Source organism: Bacillus sp. WC2503, assembly GCF_052682895.1.
In genome coordinates, this window is record NZ_JBQYMD010000001.1 from 3019523 (window position 1) to 3046274 (window position 26752).

Annotated in this window: 22 protein-coding genes and 2 pseudogenes; all 24 read right to left on the minus strand. The window is 36.3% G+C overall.

All coding sequences use genetic code 11. The annotated features are described in order from the left end of the window. Positions 1-5: 5 nt before the first annotated feature. The 24 genes and pseudogenes from mutS to ACUN26_RS15480 all read right to left on the minus strand — a co-directional run bounded on the left by mutS (position 6) and on the right by ACUN26_RS15480 (position 26670). Positions 6-2678, minus strand: a complete 2673-nt coding sequence (mutS, locus tag ACUN26_RS15365) for a DNA mismatch repair protein MutS (RefSeq protein WP_000195987.1) — start codon at positions 2676-2678, stop codon at positions 6-8. 326 nt (positions 2679-3004) lie between these two features. Further along, positions 3005-3547, minus strand: a complete 543-nt coding sequence (gene cotE / locus ACUN26_RS15370) for an outer spore coat protein CotE (RefSeq protein ID WP_001288802.1) — start codon at positions 3545-3547, stop codon at positions 3005-3007. A gap of 126 nt (positions 3548-3673) precedes the next feature. Further along, positions 3674-4105 (minus strand): RicAFT regulatory complex protein RicA family protein, encoded by a 432-nt coding sequence (locus ACUN26_RS15375; protein ID WP_000870465.1) that lies wholly within the window; start codon positions 4103-4105, stop codon positions 3674-3676. A 3-nt stretch (positions 4106-4108) separates the two neighbouring features. After that, the gene (miaB, locus tag ACUN26_RS15380; RefSeq protein ID WP_001005380.1) at positions 4109-5638 is read right to left on the minus strand and encodes a tRNA (N6-isopentenyl adenosine(37)-C2)-methylthiotransferase MiaB; all 1530 of its coding nucleotides are present in this window, start codon (positions 5636-5638) and stop codon (positions 4109-4111) included. Between the two features lie 431 nt (positions 5639-6069). Further along, positions 6070-6936: a 2-oxoacid:ferredoxin oxidoreductase subunit beta gene (locus ACUN26_RS15385; RefSeq protein WP_000190161.1), complete on the minus strand. Its 867-nt coding sequence runs from the start codon at positions 6934-6936 to the stop codon at positions 6070-6072. After that, positions 6923-8680: a 2-oxoacid:acceptor oxidoreductase subunit alpha gene (locus tag ACUN26_RS15390; RefSeq protein ID WP_000625411.1), complete on the minus strand. Its 1758-nt coding sequence runs from the start codon at positions 8678-8680 to the stop codon at positions 6923-6925. The genes ACUN26_RS15385 and ACUN26_RS15390 overlap by 14 nt, the downstream gene beginning before the upstream one ends. Positions 8681-8907: 227 nt before the next feature. Beyond that, positions 8908-9831 carry a dipeptidase gene (locus ACUN26_RS15395; protein WP_000688026.1) on the minus strand — a complete coding sequence of 308 codons (924 nt, stop codon included), beginning with the start codon at positions 9829-9831 and terminating at the stop codon, positions 8908-8910. A gap of 58 nt (positions 9832-9889) precedes the next feature. After that, positions 9890-10150 carry a stage V sporulation protein SpoVS gene (gene spoVS, locus ACUN26_RS15400; RefSeq protein ID WP_000404341.1) on the minus strand — a complete coding sequence of 87 codons (261 nt, stop codon included), beginning with the start codon at positions 10148-10150 and terminating at the stop codon, positions 9890-9892. Between the two features lie 149 nt (positions 10151-10299). Then, positions 10300-11094, minus strand: coding sequence for a TIGR00282 family metallophosphoesterase (locus tag ACUN26_RS15405; protein WP_001221099.1), 795 nt, complete (start codon positions 11092-11094; stop codon positions 10300-10302). Between the two features lie 147 nt (positions 11095-11241). Continuing rightward, the gene (gene rny, locus ACUN26_RS15410) at positions 11242-12807 is read right to left on the minus strand and encodes a ribonuclease Y (protein WP_000204713.1); all 1566 of its coding nucleotides are present in this window, start codon (positions 12805-12807) and stop codon (positions 11242-11244) included. Between the two features lie 484 nt (positions 12808-13291). Next, a pseudogene (locus ACUN26_RS15415) lies at positions 13292-13714 on the minus strand (recombinase RecA); the annotation flags it as partial. Positions 13715-13982: 268 nt separating this feature from the next. Then, positions 13983-14606, minus strand: coding sequence for a hypothetical protein (locus tag ACUN26_RS15420; protein ID WP_000301533.1), 624 nt, complete (start codon positions 14604-14606; stop codon positions 13983-13985). Positions 14607-14703: 97 nt separating this feature from the next. Next, positions 14704-15312, minus strand: a pseudogene (gene recA, locus ACUN26_RS15425) (recombinase RecA); the annotation flags it as partial. Positions 15313-15456: 144 nt separating this feature from the next. Beyond that, on the minus strand, positions 15457-16695 hold the full coding sequence (cinA, locus tag ACUN26_RS15430; protein WP_000990726.1) for a competence/damage-inducible protein CinA: 1239 nt from the start codon (positions 16693-16695) through the stop codon (positions 15457-15459). A 20-nt stretch (positions 16696-16715) separates the two neighbouring features. Further along, positions 16716-17294 carry a CDP-diacylglycerol--glycerol-3-phosphate 3-phosphatidyltransferase gene (gene pgsA, locus ACUN26_RS15435; RefSeq protein ID WP_001052980.1) on the minus strand — a complete coding sequence of 193 codons (579 nt, stop codon included), beginning with the start codon at positions 17292-17294 and terminating at the stop codon, positions 16716-16718. 63 nt (positions 17295-17357) lie between these two features. Then, the gene (locus ACUN26_RS15440) at positions 17358-18272 is read right to left on the minus strand and encodes a helix-turn-helix domain-containing protein (RefSeq protein WP_000137455.1); all 915 of its coding nucleotides are present in this window, start codon (positions 18270-18272) and stop codon (positions 17358-17360) included. A 21-nt stretch (positions 18273-18293) separates the two neighbouring features. Then, on the minus strand, positions 18294-19079 hold the full coding sequence (locus tag ACUN26_RS15445; RefSeq protein ID WP_000574107.1) for a DUF3388 domain-containing protein: 786 nt from the start codon (positions 19077-19079) through the stop codon (positions 18294-18296). Positions 19080-19217: 138 nt separating this feature from the next. Further along, a complete protein-coding gene (locus tag ACUN26_RS15450; RefSeq protein ID WP_000114447.1) occupies positions 19218-19466 on the minus strand; it encodes a DUF3243 domain-containing protein in 249 nt (82 codons plus the stop codon). A 75-nt stretch (positions 19467-19541) separates the two neighbouring features. Further along, a complete protein-coding gene (ymfI, locus tag ACUN26_RS15455) occupies positions 19542-20255 on the minus strand; it encodes an elongation factor P 5-aminopentanone reductase (protein ID WP_000759598.1) in 714 nt (237 codons plus the stop codon). 100 nt (positions 20256-20355) lie between these two features. Next, the gene (gene yfmH / locus ACUN26_RS15460) at positions 20356-21642 is read right to left on the minus strand and encodes an EF-P 5-aminopentanol modification-associated protein YfmH (RefSeq protein WP_000411961.1); all 1287 of its coding nucleotides are present in this window, start codon (positions 21640-21642) and stop codon (positions 20356-20358) included. Next, positions 21643-22917 carry an EF-P 5-aminopentanol modification-associated protein YfmF gene (yfmF, locus tag ACUN26_RS15465; protein ID WP_000772425.1) on the minus strand — a complete coding sequence of 425 codons (1275 nt, stop codon included), beginning with the start codon at positions 22915-22917 and terminating at the stop codon, positions 21643-21645. It lies immediately after the preceding gene. Positions 22918-23126: 209 nt separating this feature from the next. Continuing rightward, the gene (locus tag ACUN26_RS15470) at positions 23127-24086 is read right to left on the minus strand and encodes an ABC transporter permease (RefSeq protein WP_000008853.1); all 960 of its coding nucleotides are present in this window, start codon (positions 24084-24086) and stop codon (positions 23127-23129) included. Next, positions 24087-25145, minus strand: coding sequence for an ABC transporter permease (locus ACUN26_RS15475; RefSeq protein ID WP_001085263.1), 1059 nt, complete (start codon positions 25143-25145; stop codon positions 24087-24089). Then, the gene (locus tag ACUN26_RS15480) at positions 25138-26670 is read right to left on the minus strand and encodes an ABC transporter ATP-binding protein (protein WP_000456934.1); all 1533 of its coding nucleotides are present in this window, start codon (positions 26668-26670) and stop codon (positions 25138-25140) included. The genes ACUN26_RS15475 and ACUN26_RS15480 overlap by 8 nt, the downstream gene beginning before the upstream one ends. Positions 26671-26752 lie beyond the last annotated feature (82 nt).

A 26752-nucleotide genomic window follows, 5' to 3' on the forward strand; every position in this document is an offset into this window, starting at 1 on the left:
CTTACTCATCCTTTCTTTAACTTTTTCTGTAAGCGATACAGTTCGTTCATCGCTTCTAAAGGCGTCATATCTAGTAAATCAATTTTTTTAATTTGTGCAAGTACTGCGCTTTCTTTTTGATCAAGCACAGGCTTGTCTTGTTTTTTTGAAGATTGGTCTCCTCCAAAGAAAGATAGTTGTGACTCTTCTTCAGTCTCTTCTTTCTTTTCTTGTATTTCTGCCGGTTCTTCTTTTACAACTACAGGTTCTGGAACAACTTCTTGCACCTTTACTTCTACACGCTTTGGAATAATAATTTCTTCTTGTCCTTCTAGTTGCGCTAACACTTCTTTTGCACGAGCGATTAAGCTATCTGGAAGCTCAGCAAGTTGCGCAACGTGAATTCCGTAACTTTTATCGGCTGCTCCATCTTGAATTTTATGAAGGAAGACTACTTTTCCATTCTCTTCAATAGCTGAAACATGTACATTTTTCAGTTGATCTAAACTTTCTTCTAGCACCGTTAATTCATGATAATGCGTAGAGAATAATGTTTTTGCACCAATTTGGTCATGAATATGTTCAATGATTGCTTGTGCAAGCGCCATACCATCATACGTTGATGTACCGCGTCCAATTTCATCAAATAAAATTAAACTTCTTTCTGACGCATTTGCAATCGCATTTTTCGCTTCTAACATTTCAACCATAAATGTACTTTGACCTGAAATTAAATCATCCGCTGCACCAATTCTCGTAAAGATTTGATCGAATACAGGTAATACCGCTTCTGTCGCTGGTACGAAACAACCAATTTGTGACATAACAGTAACAAGTGCTAATTGTCTCATATACGTACTTTTACCAGACATGTTCGGTCCTGTAATTAAAAAGACATCCATCTTCTCTGGCATAATACAATCATTTGGTACATACAATTTCCCGTTCAATACTTTTTCAACGACAGGATGGCGACCATCTTTAATAAAGATTTCACGCTTCGTTGTTAGCACGGGTTTTACAAACTGCTCTTCTTCACTTACAGTCGCAAAGCTTTGTAGTACATCTAATTCACTAATTACTTTCGCTAAATGTTGTAATTTCGGAATGAATACTTTTACTTCTTCACGAAGTGCTGTAAATAAATCATATTCCAGTTGTACAATTTTCTCTTCTGCTTCTAAAATTAACGTTTCTTTTTCTTTCAGTTCATCTGTAATGAAACGCTCAGCATTAGCAAGCGTCTGTTTTCGCTCATAGCGCCCTTCTGGAAGCGCTGCAAGATTCGCCTTCGTCACTTCAATGTAGTAGCCGAAAATACGGTTGTATCCAATTTTTAATGATTTAACCCCTGTAATATCACGCTCTCGTTTTTCAAGCTCCGCGATCCACGTTTTCCCATTTTTGCTCACGTAACGATATTGATCAAGCTTGTCATTATAACCGTCTTTAATAATATCTCCATCTTTAATAGAAAGTGGTGGGTTTTCCTGAATACTTCTTCCTAGTAATTCAGTTAAGCTCTCACATGGATCCGCACCTTGAATTAACCTTGCTGCATAAGCATTATCTAAAAGACTAATCGCTTCTAAAATAGCTGGTACTTGAAGTAAAGAACGTCTTAACTGTAATAAGTCCCGTGCATTTACATTACCAAATGCAACTTTCCCTGCTAAACGCTCTAAATCATATACTTCTTTTAGCTTTTCTTTTAAATCTTCACGTAAGAAGTAATCATTTACAAATGTTTCTACCATTTCTAAACGTTCTTCCACTTTCTCTTTCTGAATAAGCGGACGTTCCATCCACTGTTTTAACATACGGCCACCCATAGCTGTTTTCGTTTTATCTAATAGCCATAATAGTGAGCCTGTTTTTTCTTTCGTACGAAGAGTCTCAGTTAACTCTAAATTACGTTTTGAGTGCACATCAATTTTCATAAATTGATTTGTATAATAAATTTCTACTGGTTGCAAATGATCTAATGAACGTTTTTGTGTTCTTATCACATAGTTAAATAAGCGTCCAATCGCTTTAAGTAACTTTGCTTGTGAAACATTTTTCACAAGATGTTCTAACCCTTCCGGAATCGTTGTTGCATCTTCATACGAAATCGTCATTTTTAATGTTTCAGTCAATTTATTTAATTCATCTTTTGAAAATGTAGAATCTACAACAATTTCTTTCGAACCAGTTGCATACACCTCTAATAAAATATCTTCTACTGAACCTGTTAACAACGTCACTGTATTTTGTCCAGTCGTTAAGTCATTACAAGCTAGCGCATAAGATCCATCTTCGAAATGTGTTAATGCTGCTAAAAAGTTATTCTCTTTCTCGTCTATTGTACGCCCTTCCATCATCGTTCCTGGCGTAATTAGTTGTACTACTTCACGACGTACTACACCTTTAGCTGTTTTTGGATCTTCCACTTGCTCACAAACAGCTACTTTATATCCTTTTTCAACAAGTTGTTCAATATAATTTTTAGCTGCATGATGCGGTACACCGCACATCGGTATACGATCACTACTACCACCATCTCGGCTCGTTAATGTAATTTCAAGTTCATGAGCTGCTTTAACCGCATCTTCAAAGAACATTTCATAAAAATCACCTAATCGGAAAAATAAAAAGGCATCTTCATAGTCTGCCTTAACCTTTAAGTATTGCTGTATCATAGGCGTATATTGCGTCATGTCTTTCCTCCATAATTTTTACATAATAATCTATATTCATCCCGCATTAACGGGCAGTAAGATTCCCACCTCAAAAATCGGCTGGAACAAAGAAGTTAGGTGGGAGATCAACTGCCCGTAAAAGCCCGATTGGTTCAACTAATAATCAGTGGGGATGCCCCCCACTGATTATTAGTTGAACTTTATATATGTCACACTTCACGGACATCCATCTCTCCTATTTCAGGAGTCTTTCTTCATTATAACATATTTCATAAAGATTCATGTTCATTCAGCACCACTTATGTAAAGTAAAAAGCTAGGAAGAACTTCTCCCTAGCTTTCTATTACTCTTCTTCTGCGTCAACGATAAAGTTCGGATCTAATTCTTCAAACTCATCATCATCGACTTGGAAATCCTCATCTGATTCTACACAACCTTCAGGATTTACACTTACACAAATTTTTGTTTCCCCAACTACTTCTGTTACAAATTCACGTTCTACAGTTACAACAATTTTATTCCCATTTGGCGATACAAGAGCTTCTAAACAATTTGGCGGTTGAATGACACGAGCAATAATTTCTAAATCGTCACCAGAGAAGTTCTTATCACGATAACCAATGCTTACTTCGTCAGTGTAGTTCACACGTTCTGTTACAACTTCAGTCTTTGTATTGCCATCAAACGAATACCAAGTGTTCACATCATAGAAACCTTCAATTTCTACATGTTTTCCATTCTTTCTCGCTTCGTACGAGTGGTTAATTACCCAGCACCCTAAAATACTTGTTGGCTCATTATTCGATTCACATGTATGCGTTGACTTTGTATACTTACGTCCTTTTCCAACCACTGCTTTTGTAATAATCTCTCTAAATTCGGACATTCGTAACCCTCCTCAATCACTATTCACTTAATCATATGCGTGACAATAGCGGAATGTGTCATTCTTTTTTTGAGAAGAACTTACGTTTAATCCACTAAAAAAAAGAGATGTCAATATGACATCTCTTTAACAACCACAATTTCCTTTTTTACTTTCTACCGCCGCACCAGTTTCACCCTTAAGTACATCGCCGCCAGTTGAAACTAATATTTCATCTGTAACATTATTAGAAATGGTACTCGCAACTAACTGTAGTAAGTCATTTACATATGTTTGTGAAGATTTAAACTCCTGCACAACTGGAATATTGTCTAACTTATCTTGAAGTGCGTCAATTTCAGCTTCTACTTTTTTCAAAGCTTCCCACTTCCCGTAATGTTGCAAGTTAACTGCTTGTTTTTGCAATGCTTTAATTTCATCAATTGCGTGCTTTACATTTTCATTTTTATGAATTTGCGCCTCTGCTTTCTTAAAAAAATCAACTTCTTCTGTTTCAGAAATCATTTTCGCTAATTCTTTCGCTTGCTCTACAATTTCGTCTTTCGTATATACTTTCATCTATTATTTCACCTCAATCGGTTCCTCAACTAATTCCCCGTTAAGAGACCAAGTTTTTGCTTCCGTTATTTTTACTTTCACAAGCTGACCAATTAAAGATTTTGAAGCGACGAAGTTTACAAGTTTATTCGTACGAGTATAACCTGCAAGTACTTCCGGATTATTTTTACTTTCCCCATCAACTAACACTTCTACAACTTGACCTTTATAACGATTATTCTTTTCAACTGCCAACCCATTTACGAGTGTGTTTAATCGTTGTAATCGTTCTTTCTTTACTTCCATAGGCACATTATCTTTCATTTTTGCAGCTGGTGTACCTTCTCGCGGGGAATAAATAAATGTAAATGCAGTATCAAATCCTACTTCACGATATAACGACATCGTTTCTTCAAATTGCTCATCTGTTTCATTTGGGAAACCGACGATAATATCAGTTGTTAATACTGCGCTTGGAATTGTTTCTTTAATTTTTCTTACAAGTTCTAAATAATGTTCACGTGAATATTTACGTGCCATAATTTTCAACATATCTGTGCTTCCAGATTGAACTGGTAAGTGAATATGTTCCACTAGATTTCCACCTTTTCCAAGCACTTCAATTAAGTGGTCATCGAAATCACGTGGATGACTCGTTGTAAAACGAATACGGGCAATATCAACTTTACGAAGTTCGTCCATTAAATCGCCAAGACCGTATTCTAAATCTTCAAAGTCTTTACCATATGCATTTACGTTCTGTCCAAGTAGCGTAATTTCTTTATAACCATTCGCAGCTAAATGACGAATCTCTTGAATAATATCTTCTGGACGCCTGCTTCGCTCTTTTCCGCGTGTATACGGTACAATACAATATGTACAGAATTTATCACAGCCATACATAATATTTACCCAAGCTTTAATATCGCCACGACGTACTTTCGGAAGGTTTTCAATTACGTCTCCTTCTTTTGACCAAACTTCAACTACCGTCTCCTTCGAGAACATTGCATCTTTTAGAATGTACGGTAATCTATGAATATTATGCGTGCCAAATACCATATCTACATGCTGATTTTTTTGCATGATTTTATTTACAACAGATTCCTCTTGAGACATACAACCACATACACCAATTAAAAGGTCCGGATTTCTACGTTTTAATGATTTTAAATGACCAAGTTCACCAAACACTTTATTTTCAGCGTTTTCACGAATTGCACAAGTGTTTAATAAAACTACATCTGCATCTTCAGTTGAAAATGTCGGTTCATATCCAAGTGTTGTGAAAATACCTGCCATTACTTCCGTATCATGCTCATTCATTTGACACCCATATGTACGAATATAAAACTTTCTTCCTGCACCAAAATTACGAAACTCTTCAGGTAAGCCAAAATCCCGTTCAATTTTAACTTCTTCTTTTCCACGCTTTTTGGCATCTTTTAAGGAAGGTGGTTGATATACGCTTTCAAAGTATTTGCTATAATCTTTCTCTTCTTTTTTCGTAGAGGAATTTGCTTGTTGACTTGCTAATCGTTGTTGCTCGTTCATCGGTAATCTCCTTTCACCCTTAACTATACACACTCTGTAGTCTATTTTAATGCGCTTAGACCCACCTTAAAAATGGTTAGATAGCTTGATTGAGAGATAACTTGTCCTTTGAAACTTGAGTAATCGATCTAATCATCCGTAAGAATGAAGTCTTCCCCACACAAATAGACATTCCCTTTTTATTATTTCATCTTGTACTACCCAAAAGCATATTGCTTTATCCCTATACACATTACCATAGTATGAAGCGTTTAGCCAATTTTGACAAGGAATAGGACCTGCCTTATCTTACATTTCATAAGCAATGAACTTGCCATTTCCATACAACGATCCTTATATTATTTTACCATTCTGAATTTTCTAAGTAAACAAAGCTATCCTATATTTTTTATTCAGTAAAAAAAGGTTGCCAAATGGCAACCTTTTAATCGTTACATAAATTCAGCAACAAGCTCATCAAACATTTTCTGATCCATATTTAAATCAGCTTGTACTAATGGCTTTTCACTATAGCCTTTTACAAGTTCTTGATATGATGGTTGCGCAGTATTTTGATAAATTAAACCTGTTACTAATCCGTTATTTTCCATTAATGTTTGCATAGCCATCATGCGATTAGATGGATCATATCCCTCTACTGTACTTAGTTTCGTTAAGTTCTCTTTGAACCAATCGTACGTATTTACTTTATTATAAGTAACACATGGACTAAATACATTAATTAATGAGAACCCTTTATGGTTAATACCAGCTTCAATAATTTGCGTTAATTCTTTTAAATCACTTGAAAAGCTTTGCGCCACAAATGTTGCACCAGCTGTTAATGCCATTTCCATAACATTTAATGATGGTTCAATCGAACCTTGTGGTGTACTTTTCGTTTTAAATCCAGCTTCACTACGTGGTGAAGTTTGGCCTTTTGTTAATCCGTAAATTTGGTTATCCATTACTATATACGTAATGTCAATGTTTCTACGAATAGAATGGATTGTATGTCCCATACCAATCGCAAATCCATCACCGTCACCACCTGATGCGATAACTGTTAAATCACGATTTGCCATTTTCACACCTTGTGCAATCGGAAGGGCACGTCCATGAATACTATGCACACCATATGAATTAATATAACCTGATATACGACCTGAACAACCAATACCAGAAACAACAGCAAGTTCATCTGGATTTAAGCCAACGTTAGCTGCCGCACGCTGAATTGCAGCTTGCACCGAAAAGTCTCCGCAACCTGGGCACCAGTTTGGTTTTACACTGTTACGAAAGTCCTTAAATGTTGCCATTTAATACAACCCCTTTTTTGCATTCGTTGTAAATCTCTTTTGGCAAGAATGGGTTTCCATCATATTTTAAAAGACTAGAAATTTTCTCACCACTACCAAGATTCATTTTCATAATGTTAGCAAGCTGACCAGTCGCGTTGTTTTCTACAACTACAACACGTTTTGCATTTTTCACAAGTGGATCGATTTCAGCTTTCGGGAACGGGTGAATTAAACGGATTTGAGCATGGTTTACTTTCATACCCTCTTGTTCTAAACGCTCCATTGCCTCTTCGATCGCACCACGAGTTGAGTTAAATCCAACAAGCAATACATCTGCTTCCTCATGCTTAACATTTTTATAAACAGGGGTATTAAACTTCAAGTTCTCCATTTTACGGAAACGTTTGTCCATTTGATCTTTACGGTTTATTGCCGATTCAGATGGTTTACCAGTTTCATCATGTTCTACACCTGTAACATGGTGAATACCATTTTTCATACCAGGTAAAACACGTGGTGAAACGCCATCTTCTGTTACTTCATAACGCTTGAAGTATGCTTTATTTTCACGTTCTGGTAATTCTGCTTCTAAATCCAGCTTACCGCGACGAATTTCCACTTTATCTAACGTAAGCGGTTCTACAGTTTGTTTACCTAAAGAAAGCTGTAAATCCGTTAAGAAAATAACAGGCACTTGATATTCTTCAGCTAAGTTAAACGCTTCTACAATATCATAGAAAGCTTCTTCCGCTGTACTTGGCGCCATTACGATTTTTGGAATTTCACCATGCGTACCGTAAATCATCGCCATTAAATCAGACTGCTCTTGTTTCGTTGGTAACCCCGTACTTGGACCACCACGTTGCGTATCAACAATTACTAGCGGTGTTTCTGTAATACCTGCTAACCCAATCGCTTCCATCATTAAAGAAAGACCAGGCCCTGCAGATGCTGTTAATGTACGAACACCAGCATAGTTTGCGCCAATTGCCATTGTACAAGCTGCGATTTCATCCTCAGTTTGGATTACTGTTCCGCCGACTTTAGGCAATTTTTTAATTAAGTATTCCATAATTTCAGATGCAGGTGTGATTGGATATGCTGACATAAAACGAGCGCCACCAGCTACCGCACCAAATGCGATTGCATCGTTTCCAATCATAAACATGCGTTTCTTACCATCAGCTTTTTCAAGCTGCATCATGTTAACTTTCTCACCTAGCAATTCTTTCATATATTGAGAGCCGCGTTTAATTGCGTCCATATTCTTTTGAACGACTTGCTCTCCTTTACGACCAAAGATTTCTTCAACAACATCCAAATAAGCTGTTTCGTCTAAACCTAATACCGCACTTGATGCTCCAACAGCAACCATGTTTTTCATTAATGATGTGCCTAATTCTGAAGCAATATCTGTAAACGGTATCACATATAAATTTACATCTGTATTGTCAGGTATTGTTGGATTAAATTTCGCATCCGCAACGACAATTCCGCCTGGACGTAGTTCGTGGAAGTTAAAATCAATTGTTTCTTGATCAAAAGCAATTAAAATATCTAAGTCATCTGAGATCGCACGTACTTCTGTTGTACTTACGCGAATTTTATTATTTGTATGGCCGCCTTTTATACGTGATGAGAAGTGGCGGTAACCGTATAGGTAATATCCTAATCGGTTTAATGCTATACAGAAGATTTCCCCTGTACTTTCAATTCCTTCACCTTGTTGGCCTCCAACTTTCCATGAAAGTTGACTAATCATCTCCTACACCCCTTTTGGCTGCATTCATTGTAGTGTATTTTTTTACAGTATTAGTTTAGCATTTTTTATGCAAATAAACTACAACGGACGCAAATTATGCCTCTTCTGATTTCCCTGAATCTTAAGTATAAAGCTATTTCGTTTTTCATTCTAGTATTAGGTCCTAAAAAAAGCAATAATATCAATTGAATTTATTTTAATTTTTCTGAATTTTTAAAACAAAACACTTAAAAACTTATATGTTCAACAAAGTTATCATACAAAAATCGTTCTACAGTTGATGCAGCATAGTGTTTATATAGTTCATTAATTACATTTTCATAATCTTCATACACCGATACATTTGCAACTGTTTCTAAAATCCCATCAAAATCTGAACCAAACCCTATGTTGTTTTCTCCACCTAGCGAACAAATATAATCGATATGTTTTATTATATCTGTAATATTCGCTTGTTTTTCATTTGTAAGAAACTGAGGTACAAAAGTGACACCAATCATGCCATTTCGCTTTATAAGGAATTGAATTTGTTCCTCATTTAAATTACGTGGATGGTCACACAGTTTATAGCAATTTGAGTGAGATGCAATAGGATTATTTGCAATTTCTACCACATCCCAAAAACTTCTCTCATTTAAATGGGACAGATCGGTCCATAAATGCAACGTATTAAGTTCTTGTACAACTTGTCTACCGAAAGTAGTTAAGCCTGCTCCACGTGTCTCTAGCGCCCCATCAGCTAACAAATTCGCATAGTTCCATGTTAATCCAAAGGAACGTAAACCTAATTGATAAAACAAACGTAATTTCATCGCTTCTTTTCCAATTGCTTCGCATCCTTCTAATGTTAAAAGAGCTCCAATCTCGTCCTGTTTTAACATACTTATATCAGCTTTCGTTCGGATCAACTTCACACCTGGTAGCGATAAAATTTCATTATAAAAAATATCTATCATTTGTAATGCCGCTTCAAAACGTTTTTCATATGCTACTGTTTCTGGCACATATATAGCAAAACATTGTATACTTCCTTTTCTTTTCTTTAATTGTTCAAATGTAATATGTAATTGTGAATCATTTTTAAAATTCTTTTTCCCCTTTGCAATCCATAACTGTAAGAGTACATCACAATGAGCATCAAAAATTTTCATTTTCATTCCTCCACTATAAAAATAACCTGTTTGCATACTGCAAACAGGTTGTTTAAACTTAACGAGGTTCTACAATTAATTTTATTGCTGTACGCTCTTCCCCATCAATCATAATATCTGTAAACGCTGGGATACAAATCAGGTCCAAACCACTAGGCGCTACAAACCCTCTTGCAATTGCTACTGCCTTTACCGCTTGGTTCAATGCACCTGCACCAATAGCTTGAATTTCTGCTGTTCCGCGTTCGCGAATAACACCTGCAAGTGCACCAGCTACAGAATTAGGGACCGACGTTGCTTTAACTTTTAATATTTCCATTCCGCGTTTCCTCCTCGTTTCTTTAAAAAGTATTAGCAATTATATCACTTTAACTTATATTCACGAGGAATGGCGCGTATTCCTGCTAAATTTTCGTAATTTTTCTAAAAAATTAAAATATAATAACTTATCTAAATCTTTACGGAGATTTACTCAAAAAATGGTTGATCGTCATTAATTAAAATGCGCTCAATTTTCTTTGCTTTTCCTGTATTCGGATCCACATCAATTAGCACTGCACTTAATTGTGTTCTACCATTCGTCACTTCAAATCTTACCGGTAAGTTTGTTAAAAACTTCTTCAAGACCGCTTCTCTATCCATACCTAAAATTCCGTCATACGGGCCTGTCATACCAACATCTGTAATGTATGCTGTTCCGCTTGGTAAAATACGATTATCTGCTGTAGGAACATGAGTATGTGTACCTACTACCGCTGTAGCACGACCATCTACATACCAACCTAGCGCTTGTTTTTCACTTGTAGTTTCCGCATGAAAATCAACAAAGATAATATTCGTACGTTTTTTCGCAATGTTAATTAATTCATCCACTTTTCGAAATGGACAATCAATCGGAGGAAGGAACGTACGCCCTTGTAAGTTAATAACTGCAACTTCTGTTCCATTACAATTCACAAATATAAGACCTTTTCCCGGTGTTCCTTCTGGGAAGTTAGCTGGTCTTGCAAGATATTTTGCATCATCAATAAATTCAAATACCTCACGATTATCCCAAGCATGGTTTCCAAGTGTAACCGCTTGTGCGCCGCACTCTAAAAAGTTTCGATAAATTTTTTCTGTAATACCACGCCCACCTGCTGCGTTTTCTCCATTAATGATTGTTACTGTAGGTGTATATTTTTTCTTTAACGCCGGTACGTATTGTTGAATCATACTTCTACCAGGAGATCCTACTACATCCCCAACAAATAATATTCTCATATGTCTTACCCTTTCTATGTACTACATTTTTTATTACTATAACTTCAAGCAATTTCCTTACAACAAATTTATTATAAGTTTGTTTCACTTGATTTTCTTTATTTTATCCAATTCCAACACAAAAAAATAAAGTGGTGTTTCACCACTTTATTTTGCGTATTCCACTGCACGTGTTTCACGAATAACAGTTACTTTAATATGTCCTGGGTAATCCAGTTCATTTTCAATACGTTTTCGAATATCACGAGCTAAACGATGAGCTTCTAAGTCATCGATTGTATCTGGTTTTACCAGAATACGAACTTCACGTCCTGCTTGAATTGCGAATGATTTTTCAACGCCTTCATAAGACTCTGAAATCTCTTCTAACTTTTCAAGACGACGAATGTAGTTTTCAAGCGTTTCACTACGAGCTCCCGGTCTTGCAGCTGATAATGCATCTGCTGCTGCAACTAAAACTGCAATGATAGAAGTTGGTTCTGTGTCACCATGGTGAGATGCAATACTGTTTATAACTACAGGATGCTCTTTATATTTCGTCGCGAGTTCAACACCAATTTCAACGTGACTACCTTCTACTTCATGATCAATAGCTTTCCCGATATCATGTAATAGACCTGCACGTCTTGCTAGTTTTTCATCCTCACCAAGCTCTGCTGCCATAAGTCCAGTTAAATATGCAACTTCCATAGAGTGTTTTAAGACGTTTTGTCCGTAACTTGTACGGTATTTCAAACGACCTAAAATCTTAATTAAATCTGGATGTAATCCGTGAACACCCACTTCAAACGTTGTTTGCTCTCCGACTTCGCGAATATACTCGTCCACTTCACGTCTTGATTTTTCGACCATCTCTTCAATACGCGCTGGGTGAATACGTCCGTCCTGTACTAGTTTATCAAGAGCGATACGAGCTGTTTCACGACGAATTGGGTCGAATCCAGAAAGGATTACCGCCTCTGGTGTATCATCGATAATTAAGTCAATACCCGTTAACGTTTCTAACGTACGAATATTACGACCTTCACGCCCGATAATACGTCCCTTCATTTCGTCATTTGGAAGATTTACAACCGAAACGGTTGTTTCAGCAACATGATCAGCTGCACATCTTTGCATTGCAAGAGATAAAATCTCTTTTGCTTTCTTATCCGCTTCTTCTTTCGCGCGAATTTCACTTTCTTTTACCATAACGGCAATTTCATGAGAAACTTCACTTTCCACTTTACCAAGAATAATTGCTTTCGCTTGTTCGCGTGTCAGATTGGAAATGCGCTCTAATTCTGTTTGTTGCTTTTGAACTAACTCTCCCACTTTGCTTTCCAACTCTTCAATCTGTTGTTGTTTCGCTACAAGAGAATCCTCTTTCTTCTCTAACTGTTGCTCGCGCTTATCGAGCGTTTCGTCTTTACGATCAAGGTTCTCTTCTTTTTGCATTAAACGATTTTCTTGTTTTTGTAATTCGCTTCTACGGTCACGAATTTCTAATTCAGCTTCTGTACGAAGTGTATGAATTTCATCCTTTGCTTCTAAAAGCGCTTCTTTCTTAAGTGCTTCTGCATCACGATTCGCTTCGTCTAAAATACGTCTCGCTTCATTAGCTGCACCATTAATCTTCGCTTCAGCAATAGACTTTCGAACAAAAAAGCCAACAACTGCACCGACTGCTGTTGCAAGCAAAATGGAGATGAGTATCCAAAATGTACTCGTCATGATTTCACCTCCCCTTGCTATGAATGAAAAAAGACTGTCGGCATGTACATTGAATTACAACATACAGCAAAGACCGTCGTCCCGCTTTTTTAAGGGACTTTCTTCATTTCACAATTAAAATGTCATATTATTATTTCGGCAAGATTTAAACCTTACTCCGAATATTACTTCTCTTCTTGAGAAGAGTATATCGTATATAAGAAAAAATATACATTCTCATTGTATCTATCGGAATTTTCATTGTCAAGCGTTGTCTACTTTTACTTTCTTTACCTTCAGTCCTGAATGTTATCTGAACTTGAAAAATTGATAGCATATTATCCTGGAAAACCTTAGTAAATACCATTTTATTCCCTTAAAACATATGAATATCCCTCTTTACACATCCCGTTTGAGTCAAAAAAAATTTTTTTAACTACTGCGATATACACGATTTTAATAGAAGGTAAAAAAATAAAAGACACGGGACCGTGTCTTTTATTTTTTAATCTTGAAGAGTTGAATCTTCCGTGTCTTCCACACCTGAGTCTTCACCAATTCCGTGATGATCACGAACAAAGAAGGCAATTTCCTCTCTTAAATCCGTATTCTCTTTTAAGAATTGTTTTGAATTTTCACGACCTTGTCCTAAACGTTCTTCATTATACGAGTACCAAGCACCACTCTTTTGAACGATATCAAGTTCAGAAGCCATATCTAAGATTTCACCTTCTCTTGAAATACCTTCTCCGTACATAATATCAACTTCAGCAACACGGAATGGTGGTGCTACTTTATTTTTCACTACTTTTACTTTCGTTTTATTACCAATGATGTCGTTACCTTGTTTTAATTGCTCAGCACGACGTACTTCAAGACGAACTGTTGAATAGAATTTCAACGCACGACCACCTGGAGTTGTTTCTGGCACTATCTATAGATTTTCCATCTCTATAGTCCGGACTATCTCTTCATCTCTTTACAGAGAGCCTTGCACTTCCAGCAGTAGCCTATCATCTGCCGTACCCTACTCAGTTAACTAAAAGTCCTTTTCGGTAGTCTCTACACCTTCCCCATATCACTATGGAGCTTGGCACGGTATTACCCTAAATAATGGTGGGCTTCACCGTTAGCAACTATATGGATAGTTACACCCTTAGGCAATAAGGTTCACAAGGTTTTTTTACATGCTATCACTAGCAAGGGAAACCCATGGTAAACTCCTTAATCTTTTGCAAGACTTTTTCTTTATTTGCTAACTCTTCTTCATGTATAACAAGATATTTATAGCAGCCCTCTTCCATAAATAAAAGTTTTCTTTTATCTCGTTCTTTTATCTTTTTGAGTGAGTGTGCCCATTTCCCATGGACATCTAAACAATATTTTCTACCTAAGTAGAAATCAATAGACCACTTATCGATTCTTTTTTGCTTAATGAACGCCAGATCTAAACTTAACAACATCTGTTCAACCTGTTGTTCCAGTAAAGTATCATAATTTTTCTTTCTGACCTTTACATTAAGCTCTTTTCTCCTTTTAGCAACACATGTATCGGATACGCCATACTTAATAGCAATTTCAACATGTGATAAATATGGATTTTTCAATTCTTGTTCAACTTCTGCGGTTTTAGGCAAGTAAATCTTTCTATATCTGGTTCTTTTAATTCCGAGTAACTTTAATATTTCACCTACTCGCCTTTCATCAAGATTAATTTCTTTACCTATATCTTTCAATTTGCTATCCGCATGTGTCACAATAAAATCCACTTGCCATTGTTCTATGTTTCGATAAGTTCTATTTCCAATTGTCACTGCCACTTTAATCTCTCCCTATAAGAAATCCCTTATAAAGACTTAGTCGAAGAAGACAAATAAAGACTCAAGTACATTACTTTGATTAAGCAACTTGTAGTTGATTTCCGAACATAACCCCAACTTTTTCACGAATTTGGTTGATAAAGATTGCGATTGTTTTTGATTTATTGATTGCACCTGAAAGCTTACGAAGTGCTTGTGACATTAAACGTGCTTGTAAACCTACGTGTGAGTCACCCATGTCTCCTTCGATCTCTGCTTTCGGTACAAGAGCTGCTACAGAGTCAATTACGATAATGTCAACCGCGCCACTTCGTACAAGTGCTTCTGCGATTTCTAGTCCTTGTTCCCCTGTATCAGGCTGTGATAATAGTAATTCATCTATGTTAACGCCTAATTTTTGTGCATATACAGGATCCATTGCATGCTCCGCATCAATAAACGCTGCTTGTCCACCTTGACGCTGTACTTCAGCGATTGCATGTAATGAAACTGTTGTTTTACCTGAACTTTCAGGTCCGTAAATTTCAATAATACGGCCACGTGGGTATCCGCCTACCCCTAGTGCCACATCAAGTGCTAAAGAACCACTTGAAATTGTAGAAATTCTACGCTCAGCTTGTTCTCCTAATTTCATAATTGAACCTTTACCGAATTGCTTCTCTATTTGTTTTAACGCCATATCTAATGCCGCTTGACGATCACTCATTCAAAATTCCTCCTTAACTGAATTGCTAATCTTATTATACCTATTTTCAATTCAATTTGCCAACAAAAATCGAACATTTATTCGATTTTTTTATTTTCCATTACATAAAACTGCATTTAACCATTAAAAAAAGCTAAAAGAGACTTATATCTCTTCTAGCTTTTTATACAAATGATAAAACCCATATTTTGCTGAGCGTTCCCTAATTTGTTGACGACTTCCGCTTAAATTTAGAGGAAAGACTACAGTTGGTTCATCTTTAATCGCCAATCCAACAAATACTGTTCCCGGCTCTTTATGTTCTGAAGCATCTGGTCCTGCTACCCCAGTGAAACTAATTCCGATATCCGCTTTTAATAATTCTTTAACATTTTCAGCAAGATAACGAGCACATTCTTTACTAACTGCACCGTCAGTAGACAACACTTCCTCAGGTACATGTAAAACATGTTGCTTCACATCATTATGATAACAAATGACACCGCCTTTAAATACTGAAGACACACCAGCACTTTCTGTTACTTGATTACCGAAGAGACCACCTGATAAACTTTCTGCACACGCTAAAGTTAATCCTTTTTTCTTCAATAACTCTATCACCTTATAGTGCAGAAACTCTTGGTCATACCCGTAGAAAAATTCTCCTACTCTTTCTAAAATCAAATCTTCCATATGCTGAATGAGTTTCTCCGCTTCATGAGCATTTTGATGCTTCGCAGTTAAACGTAATGTCACTTCTCCATCATTCGCAAGCGGGGCGATTGTCGGGTTCGTTTGTCCATCAATTAAATCTTGAACTTTCACCTCTAATTGAGATTCCCCAATTCCGAAGAAGCGAAGCACGCGAGAATAAATGTTTTCTCCTGTTGTAAAGTTACGTAAAAAAGGCTCTACATAACTTACATACATTGGCCTCATTTCTTTCGGTGGTCCTGGTAATAAAATATAAACTTTTCCGTTCTTATTTAAACCCATACCAGGTGCCATACCGTGATCATTTGCAAATACAGTTGCTCCATTCAAAACGAGTGCCTGCTTTTTATTATTTTCAGTGAACTCACGACCTGTACGCTTAAAATAATCGCTTATTAATGCTAATGCATTTTTGTCATATACAAGCTCTTCCCCTAAGCTAGACGCAATTGTTTCCTTCGTCAAATCATCTTTTGTCGGGCCTAATCCACCTGTAAAAATAAGCATGTCCGCACGTTCTTCTGCAACTTCAATCGCCTGCTGTAATCGTTTGTTATTATCTCCAACTACAGTATGGTAGTACACATTAATGCCAATTGAAGCTAACTTTTCAGATAAAAACTGGGCGTTTGTATTTGCAATTTGTCCAAGTAATAATTCCGTTCCAACCGCAATAATTTCAGCATTCATCCCAATTCCCCCATAAACTTCTATTTTGAGTTTACAAAAGCAGCTCTATTTTTCCAGAAATAATCCCATCCTGAAATAACAGTAAAAATTAATGCAATCCATATAAAGATATCAGCAACTGGAATATGGATTAAATTTAACGGTACATCGTGTAATAAATACGCTGCAATCGCAATAATTTGTGTCCATGTTTTAATTTTCCCTAATTGATTCGCTGCAACGACTTCCCCTGTTCCAGCAAGTACAAGTCGTAAACCTGTCACAGCAAACTCACGACTTATAATTACTATAACGATCCAAGCTGGTACAGATCCCATCTCGACTAATGTGATAAGTGCTGCCGAAACAAGTAATTTATCTGCTAACGGGTCAAGGAATTTCCCTAAGTTTGTTACAAGATTATACTTTCTTGCGTAATGTCCATCAATCCAATCTGTAGCTGAGGCAATAATAAAGATAAGCGCCCCTACTAAGTGTTGAATTGGTAGATCTACATCACCAATTGTGTATGAACCCCAATCAAAGGGTGCTAACATAATTACCATAAAAACTGGGATTAAGAAGATTCTAGATATTGTAATTTTATTTGGTAAATTCACAGCTATTCCTCCATCATATCAAAAACATTTGTTCATTGAAAAAAGTCATCGAAGCGATGACTGTTATTGTGCAGGTTGCTCTACCCCTTGGTTTTTTATCACCAATCTTTGGTGAAGTTCTTTTTCTGGATCCAATGGGTAAGCGACCACTTGGCCATTCAGTTTAACTTCAACATTCGTTGCATTTCCAATATTAAGTCGCACTTCTTTTGCTGTTGATAAATCACGTTTTTCTGTTTGACCACTTTGTACTGTAGTGTTTAGAATTTCATTACCCGCATCGTCCTTAACATCTACATAACTTGTACCCTTCGCTGAAATTTCCAGTTCTAATGTTTTATTATTATGAATTTCCAAAGTAGATACCTTACCACTTGTTCCAACTACTTTTACTTCTTGTTGTCCAGTTGGTTCCTCTTTCTTTGGCTCTTCTTTTTTTGGCTCTTCTTTCTTTGGTTCTTCTTTCTTTGGTTCTTCCGCTTTCGCTTCATCTTTCTTCGTATCTAGCGGAGAATTTTCTGCTTTTTTAACTTCAATTTTCTCACTTTGAGTAGCCGGAACTCGTCCGTCATCTTTACCAGTCAGTGCTTGAATAACAAACCAAACTACGACTCCAAATGCGATTACTAACAATGCAATTAAGATTTTCGGCATATGATCTGCCATTGGCAATGATGAAGATTTTTGCATTGTTTCTTGTGTTTTTTGTCCAGTTGATACTTGTGGAACATCACGATTTTCAGATTGTGGTATCGTACTCTGATATTCTACAAGCAGTTCCTCTCCATTTAATCCAGCCGCATCTGCGTATTGTTTAATGAATGCACGTGCATAAAAAGCTCCTGGCAATACGTCATAATTGCCTTCTTCAATCGCTACTAAATGGCGTTTTTGAATTTTTGTAATCTCATGCAGCTGATCAATAGACAAGCCTTTTGCTTCTCTTGCTTCTTTCAGCTTTTGTCCTAATTCTGTCACTACTAACACCTCAATATTTCTTTAAAAGTCGAACATAGAGAAATTATTTTGCGTACCTTGCTCAATTTCATCTACTAAATTATATTGAATTTCTTCATCATAATCGTTACGTAACTCGATAATATAATCAAAATCATCCAATGTGTATTCTGACTGACTCACAAATACATCAGGATGTTCCACAACTTTCGTTGCAGGCAATCTCATAATTTCACGAACGAGTTGCCAATGCCTTTCATTGGCACGCTTTGTTGACACAATTCCATCTAGGATGAAAATATTGTCATCGCTATACTCATCTTCAATCAATTGACTACGAACAGTTTGCTTAATGAGAGTAGATGATACAAATAACCATCGTTTATTTGCACAAACACTTGCGGCAACAATGGATTCTGTTTTTCCGACACGAGGCATTCCTCGTATCCCAATTAGTTTATGGCCTTCTTTTTTCATGATTTCCGCCATAAAGTCTACAAGTAATCCTAATTCATCACGCACAAAACGAAATGTTTTCTTGTCATCTGCATCTCGTTGTATGTACCTACCATGTCTAACCGCTAGTTTATCCCTTAGCTTTGGCGGACGATATTTCGTTACCGTTATGTTATCCATCGTATTTAAAATTGATTCAAGTCTAGAGATCTGCTCTTGATTATCACACATAAGGAGTAACCCACGTCGTGCATTATCAACACCATTAATTGTGACAATATTAATGCCGAGCATACCGATTAACGAAGAAACGTCACCAAGCAAGCCAGGTCGGTTTTTATGTATTTCATATTCAAAATACCATTCAATCATCCAAGATCACTCCCCTTGCTTACTTTACACCTACGTACTATATTATATGATTTCACCTTAATAGGGAAGCTAAATGTATAATCTCTCCCGTGTAATTATTATACAAAAAAAGTAGAGAGGAGAATCTCCTCTCTACTTTTACTTATGTTGTACAAACTTAACCATTAAATTTGCGATTGTATGCTGCTCTTGTTCATCAGCAACTTTCCAAAGCTCAGACAATAATTTTTCTTGATCGTTACGCGCTTCTACTTCATTTGCTAAATAATCGCCAACACGAAATGCCATATCTGATACGGCACCATTATTAAGCCCTTTTCCTTCCGCTTGTTCTAAACGTTCTCCTAAAAAGCTCTTCCACTGATCAAAATTATCTAACACTGACATAATTAAGCACCTCACTATTGAGTAATAAAATCATGCTTAATTTGTGCAACTTTTCATTTTTTATGTAAGAATTTTTTAACAATGCCAGCCACCATTCACACCGATAATTTGTCCAGTTATGTAAGATGCTCCTGGTGATACGAGAAATGAAACTGTCTTTGCTACCTCTTCTGGTAAACCTATTCTGCCTAATGGTATCTCTTCAGCAATGCCAATCTTATCTTCTTCAGAAAAGACACTTAACATTTCCGTTTCAATTGCACCTGGTGCTACTGCATTCACACGCAATCCACTTAAAGAAACCTCTTTTGCTAAAGCTTTCACATATGAATTTTGTGCTCCCTTTACCATTGAATATAACACTTCACAAGAAGCCCCTATTTGCCCCCATATAGATGAAACAACTACAATATTTCCACTTCTCCGCCCAATCATAGGTGGAAGTGCCTTTGATAGTAATTTATATACACTCTTAACTTGAAGTTCTACCATATAATTCAACTCATCATTTGTTACATCTGTCACTAATCCAAAGATACTCTTCCCAGCTGCGTATACGATAACATCAATAGGATGTTCAATTTGTCCCCACAACTGCTCTGCCCCATCATTAGAAGCTAAATCCGCTTGAACAGGAATCACTTCACCCCATTCCTTCTGTAACTCATTTACCTTGTCTTCACTGTTATTGTAATGAACATATACAGTATATCCATCTTGAATTAATTGTTTTGAAATAGCAGAGCCAATCCCTCCGCTCCCTCCAGTTACTAATGCATACTTTTTCATAATTACCCTCTCTTATCTCTACAAGCTCATTTTTCATATAACTAAATAATACCCTCATCTTACAATTTATCAATGATAAGATGAGGGTATCTTTTAAATTTTATTTTTTCGGTAAAACTTGACAAACGCTCATTTTTTCTTCTGATAATAATAATTTCGCTATTTCTTGTAAATCTTGAACAGTTAGACTTTCTAATTCAGTCAATGCATCAAACAAGCTAGATTCATTAAACGCATATCGCGTAAATTGATTTGCGATATATTCCGGTGAATTCAACGAGCGTAAAAAGCCACCAATTTTCTTTTTCTTTACTCGTTCTAATGCTGCCTCATCTAATTGATCATAATTTGTGTTTAATAAAATATCTTTCAAACGCTTTTCCAATTCATCCGGTTGCTTCGTATCACCGCCAACCATTGCAAAACCGAAGTTATTCTCTTCCGTATAATCATACGAGAACGAATCATCAATAAGCCCTTCATTATATAACGATTCGTAATGAACCGAGCTTTTTCCAAATAAATAATCTAAAAGTAACGTAAGCGCGATTTCTTGTTTTAAAAGAGCTTTCCCTTTTTCTTTTAAATTTGTCGCTTTAATACCGACTAAACATTTCGGTGTTTGTACAGGCATTGAAATGATTTTCTTCTTTTCATTTACCTCATTTGGTTCATCTTCAAATGAACGTACAATTTCCGGCTGATTTTTATAATCTTTTTTCGCTTGATTTTCACGCACTAAGTCCATTGTTTCCTCTGGATCAATTGCACCAACAACAAATAGTAACATATTGCTCGGATGATAAAATGTTTCGTAGCATTCATATAATAGGTCTTTCGTAATTTTACTAATAGACTCGATTGTCCCTGCAATATCAATTTTAATGGGGTGCTTTACAAACAAGCTATCAATTAATCCAAAGTATAAGCGCCAATCTGGATTATCTTGATACATTTGAATTTCCTGTCCGATAATCCCCTTTTCTTTTTCAACAGTTTTTTCAGAGAAGTAAGGCTCTTGTACGAAATTTAACAACGTATTTAAATTTTGTTCTACATTTGATGTGCATGAAAAAAGATAAGCTGTTCTTGTAAAGGATGTGAAAGCATTTGCCGATGCTCCTTGTTTACTAAACAATTGAAAAGCATCGTGATCTTCTTTTTCAAATAATTTATGCTCAAGAAAATGCGCAATTCCGTCAGGTACACGAATCATTTCTTCTTTACCTAATGGTACGAATGTATTATCCATAGAACCATACTTTGTCGTAAACGTTGCAAATGTTTTATTAAATCCTTGCTTCGGTAAAACATATACATCTAATCCATTCGGAAGTTTTTCATAATAGAGCGTCTCTTTTAATTGCTCATAAACAATCTTCTCCATTTATTCTCCCTCCGTTCCTTGTAAAAAGTAAATTGTATCTAGTTCAATATTTTTAGCAACTTTCACAATCTCTTCTTTCGTCACACTTTCTATACCTGTTAGCCATTCTTCAACTGGACGTGTACGATCTGAAATAATACCATGATATAGCATTTCCACAAATCCACGTGGCGTATCAATTGCTTCTAATATTTGATTTTGAATGACACTTTTCGTTTGATGCATCTCTTCTTCAGAAAAATCACCATTTTGCATCGCAAGCATTTGTTCTTTAATAATTTCAACTGCTTTTTCATAATTTTTTGCTTCAATCCCTGACATAACAAACAACAAGCCTTTATGACTTTCAAATCTTGATGCTGCATAGTACGCTAAACTATTCTTTTCGCGGACATTTACGAATAACTTCGAATGAGAAAAACCTCCAAATAGCCCATTGAACAATTGCAGTGCAAAATAATCTTCATCTTTATATGTGACAAACGTACGATAACCAATGTGTAATTTACTTTGTTTTAATTCTTGTTTTTCAACAACTTCTTTTTCTTCATTATTTCGCTTATGAAGGAGTACGTTTCTTTCTCTCACAGGACGCGCTGTAATAGAAAAATACTTACTTACAAGATCAACTGCGTTTTCTGAAATATCACCAATAATATATAGATCCATTTCATCTTCCGCTAACACCTTTTGATAATATTGATACAAACTTTCATTTGTAATAGAAGTAACACTCTCTTTTTTTCCATTTGCACTTAATCGATACGGTTCTACTTTGCACATTTCTTCGATTAAACGCTCATTTGCATAGCGCATTTTATCATCATAAGTAGCTTCAATTCTCTGCAAAAGCGCTCTTTTTTCACTTTCTACAATAGAAGGTAGGAAACTATTTCCCTCTGTTGCTGGATGTAAAACAATATCCGATAACATAGAAAGCGCTTTTTCAAATAACGGTGGTGCATCGTGTAAATATACTTCATTTGCAATGTCTACATAAATGGAGATGATATGGTCTTCCCCTTTTTTACTTACATCTACTCCCAAAGAAGATCCGTATAATTCTTCTAAATATTGACGTAGACGAATTACAGAAGGAAGTTTTTCTGTCGCACTTTGCAATACGTATGGCAATAGGGCACGCTCTGTCACCGTCTCCTCATTTAAAGGTGCTTTAAAACGAAATACAAAGGTATTTGTTTTATATTTATCAGTCGGAATAATATGTACTCGCAAACCACCTAACTCATGTAATTGTTGTTCCATTAGTTTCATTTATAGCCCTCCTTTACGTATATAGGAATATTCCTCTTCAATATACAGTTTTTAGAAATAAAAAACCAATTTTTCTTCCTTATTATGCTTACAAATGACTTTTTCTAAAAACTATAATATGTAAGGAACATAGTAAAATTTCGTATTACATATATTCTATGTAAAAAAGCTCACACTAATGTGCGAGCTTTTTTCTACTTACAAATTACTTATCGTTTTCCTTTTTCATAAGGAGTTCCTAATGCTTTCGGAGCTTCAGAACGACCTACAAAACCGACAAGTGCTAATATTGTGAATACATACGGTAATATCGTTAATAAAACACTTGGAATCTGGTCTAATACAGGAATTGTTCCACCCGTTACACTAAGAGACTGAGCAAAGCCAAAGAATAGAGCTGCACCCAGTGCGCCTAGCGGATTCCACTTCCCAAAGATCATAGCAGCTAAAGCTAAGAAACCTTGTCCTGTAATAGTTGCTCCTGAGAAGTTATTAGAAATGGACATTGCAAAAATCGCCCCACCAATTCCGGCAAACACCCCTGATATACAAACGCCGATATAGCGCATTTTATATACGTTAATCCCCATCGTATCCGCTGCCATTGGGTGTTCACCAACAGCACGCAATCGAAGACCAAACGGTGTTTTATAAATAACATACCAAACAACAAATGCTAAAACAATCGCAATATACGACGTTATTGGTACATTTGAAAAGAATATTTTCCCTATAACCGGAATATCCGAAAGACCTGGAATATCAATCTTTTCAATACGGTACTGAATAAAGTCAGTCTGCCCTTTATCAAAGATCTTCTTAATTGCAAATACTGTTAAACCAAGAGATAAGAAGTTAATTGCTACACCACTTACAACTTGATCCGCTCGGAATGTAATAGATGCTACTGCATGAAGTAATGCAAATAAACCACTACCAATTGCCGCAAACAATAACGCAATCCACGGAGTCATCGTTCCCCAAGTATCACCCATTAATAAGTTTGTAACAACTCCAATAAATGCACCAAATAGCATTAGTCCTTCTAATCCGATATTTACAACACCCGATCGTTCACTAAATACACCACCTAGTGCTGTGAAAATTATAGGTGCCGATGTATATAACGTACCCGTCACAAGAATGGCTAATATATCTAAAAAGCTCATTTATTTCCCCTCCTTGCTCATGCGTGTAAGCGCCCATCTTAACACATAACTACATGCAACAAAGAAGATGATACATGCAATAATTACGTTTATAAGCTCTGATGGCACATCTGCCTCAAAGTTCATTTGAGGGGAAGCACTTTTCAAACCACCAAATAATAAAGCTGAAAGGATAATACCAAACGGATTATTTCCTCCAAGTAAGGCTACGGCAATCCCGTCAAACCCTACCCCTGTAAAGGAGGACATCGCTGTCATGCTTTGGAATGTTCCTAATCCTTCCATCGCTCCACCAATCCCTGCGAACGCACCAGCAATTGTCATGGAAAATACTACATTACGAGAAACTTTCATCCCTGCATATTGAGAAGCATGTTGATTAAATCCTACTGACTTTAATTCATAACCTAAAGTTGTTCGATCTAATAAGAACCACATTAAAATAGCGATTAAAATTGCTACAATAATTCCCCAGTGAAGGCGTGAACCGTCAGTAATGGATGCAAGCCAGTCTGAAGATAATGACGCACTCTCTTTAATGTCGTACGTTTTATCATTACCCTCGTGTAAAAAGCGCTTAATAATATCATATGTTACATATAACGCGATATAGTTCATCATAATTGTTACAATAACTTCATTAACTTGAAACTTTCCCTTTAAATATCCAGGGATGAAACCCCAGATTCCGCCTACTAACGCTGCGAATAAAATAGATAATGGAATGTGAAGAACAGCTGGTAGCGAGACTGCATAACCGAACCAAACCGCTGCAAGCCAACCAACTAACAATTGACCCTCTACCCCGATATTAAATAAACCTGTACGAAATGCAAACGCCACCGATAAACCAGCAAGAATAAGCGGTATCATTGTACGAAGTGTTTCACCAATCGCACTTGGACTGCCGAACATGCCTGTCCAAAGTGCACTATAACCAACAATTGGGTCATAGCCACTAACTAGCATTACAATCGCTCCTACAAGTAAGCCAAAAATAACGGATAGTACTGGGACTAAAATATTTATCGTTCGTTCTGTTAAAAGTTTTTTAGCCATTTGTACCCACCTGCTCCTTCTTTGTTCCTCCAGCCATTAACAATCCAAGCTGTTGTTCATTCGTTTCTTTCGCATCAACTATTGCTACAATTGTTCCTTCATAAATAACAGCAATTCGATCGCTAACATTTAAAATTTCCTCTAACTCTAGTGATAAAAGTAATACACCTTTTCCTTTATCTCTTTGCTCTATTAATCTCTTATGAATAAATTCAATTGCCCCTACATCTAAACCACGTGTCGGCTGTGCTGCAATTAATAAATCTGGATCACGGTCTACTTCACGTGCAATAATTGCCTTTTGCTGATTTCCCCCAGATAGTGCACGAGCTAACGTTTGCTCACTAGGTGTACGTACATCAAACTGTTCAATAAGTGCCTTTGCTTTTTCTGTAATTTTGCTGAAATTTAAAATCCCTTTCTTTGAAAACGGATTTTTATAGTACGTTTGCAAAACTATATTATCTCTAACAGAAAAATCAAGAACGAGTCCGTGTTTATGACGATCTTCTGGAATATGACCAATTCCTTCTTCTGTTATTTTTCTAACAGGCCAATTTGTTATTTCTTTCCCTTTAATTGCAATAGAACCTGACTCAACTTTTCGTAAACCAGTAATTGCTTCTATTAATTCACTTTGTCCGTTTCCATCAATTCCTGCAATACCGACAATTTCCCCCGCACGAACAGTTAAGTCAAGGCCTTTTACAGCAGGTAGTTGACGTGCATCGTGAACAACAAGGTTTGCAATTGAAAGTACCTCTTCTTTTGGCTTCGCGTCTATTTTTTCTGTTTTAAAATTCACTTGACGTCCGACCATTAATTCTGCAAGTTTATTTTCATCCGTATTTGCAACGTCAACCGTTCCAATCCCTTTTCCTTTACGAATAATCGTACAACGATCGCAAACTTCCATAATTTCTTTCAACTTATGTGTAATAAGAACAATAGATTTCCCTTCTTGCACAAGCTTTTTCATAATTTGAATTAGCTCATGAATTTCTTGTGGTGTTAACACAGCTGTCGGTTCATCAAATATTAAAATTTCTGCCCCGCGGTAAAGTGTTTTTAAAATCTCAACACGCTGTTGCATACCGACAGAAATATCTTGTATTTTCGCATATGGATCTACAGCTAAACCGTATTGTTCAGACAGTTTTTGAATTTCTTTAGCAGCTTCCTCAACAGCAATTTTCCCTTTTTTCTTCGGTTCGTTTCCGAGAATAATATTCTCTGTAACTGTAAAATTATGAACAAGCATAAAGTGCTGATGTACCATTCCAATACCAAGGTCATTTGCTATATTCGGATTTGTAATCTTTACAGTTTTTCCTTTAATTTTAATTTCACCTTGTTCTGGCTGGTACAAACCAAATAGTACATTCATCAATGTGGATTTCCCTGCACCATTTTCTCCAAGTAAAGCATGTATTTCTCCCTGCTTTACTTGCAGCGTAATATCATCATTCGCTACAATGCCTGGGAATACTTTCGTAATGTTATTCATCTCAATTACGTATTCCATTGTGTTCCTCCTTTTAACAGGGAACATTCCCCTATTACACTATTAACTTATTAAGCAATTCGGAAGTTTTATACATACAAAG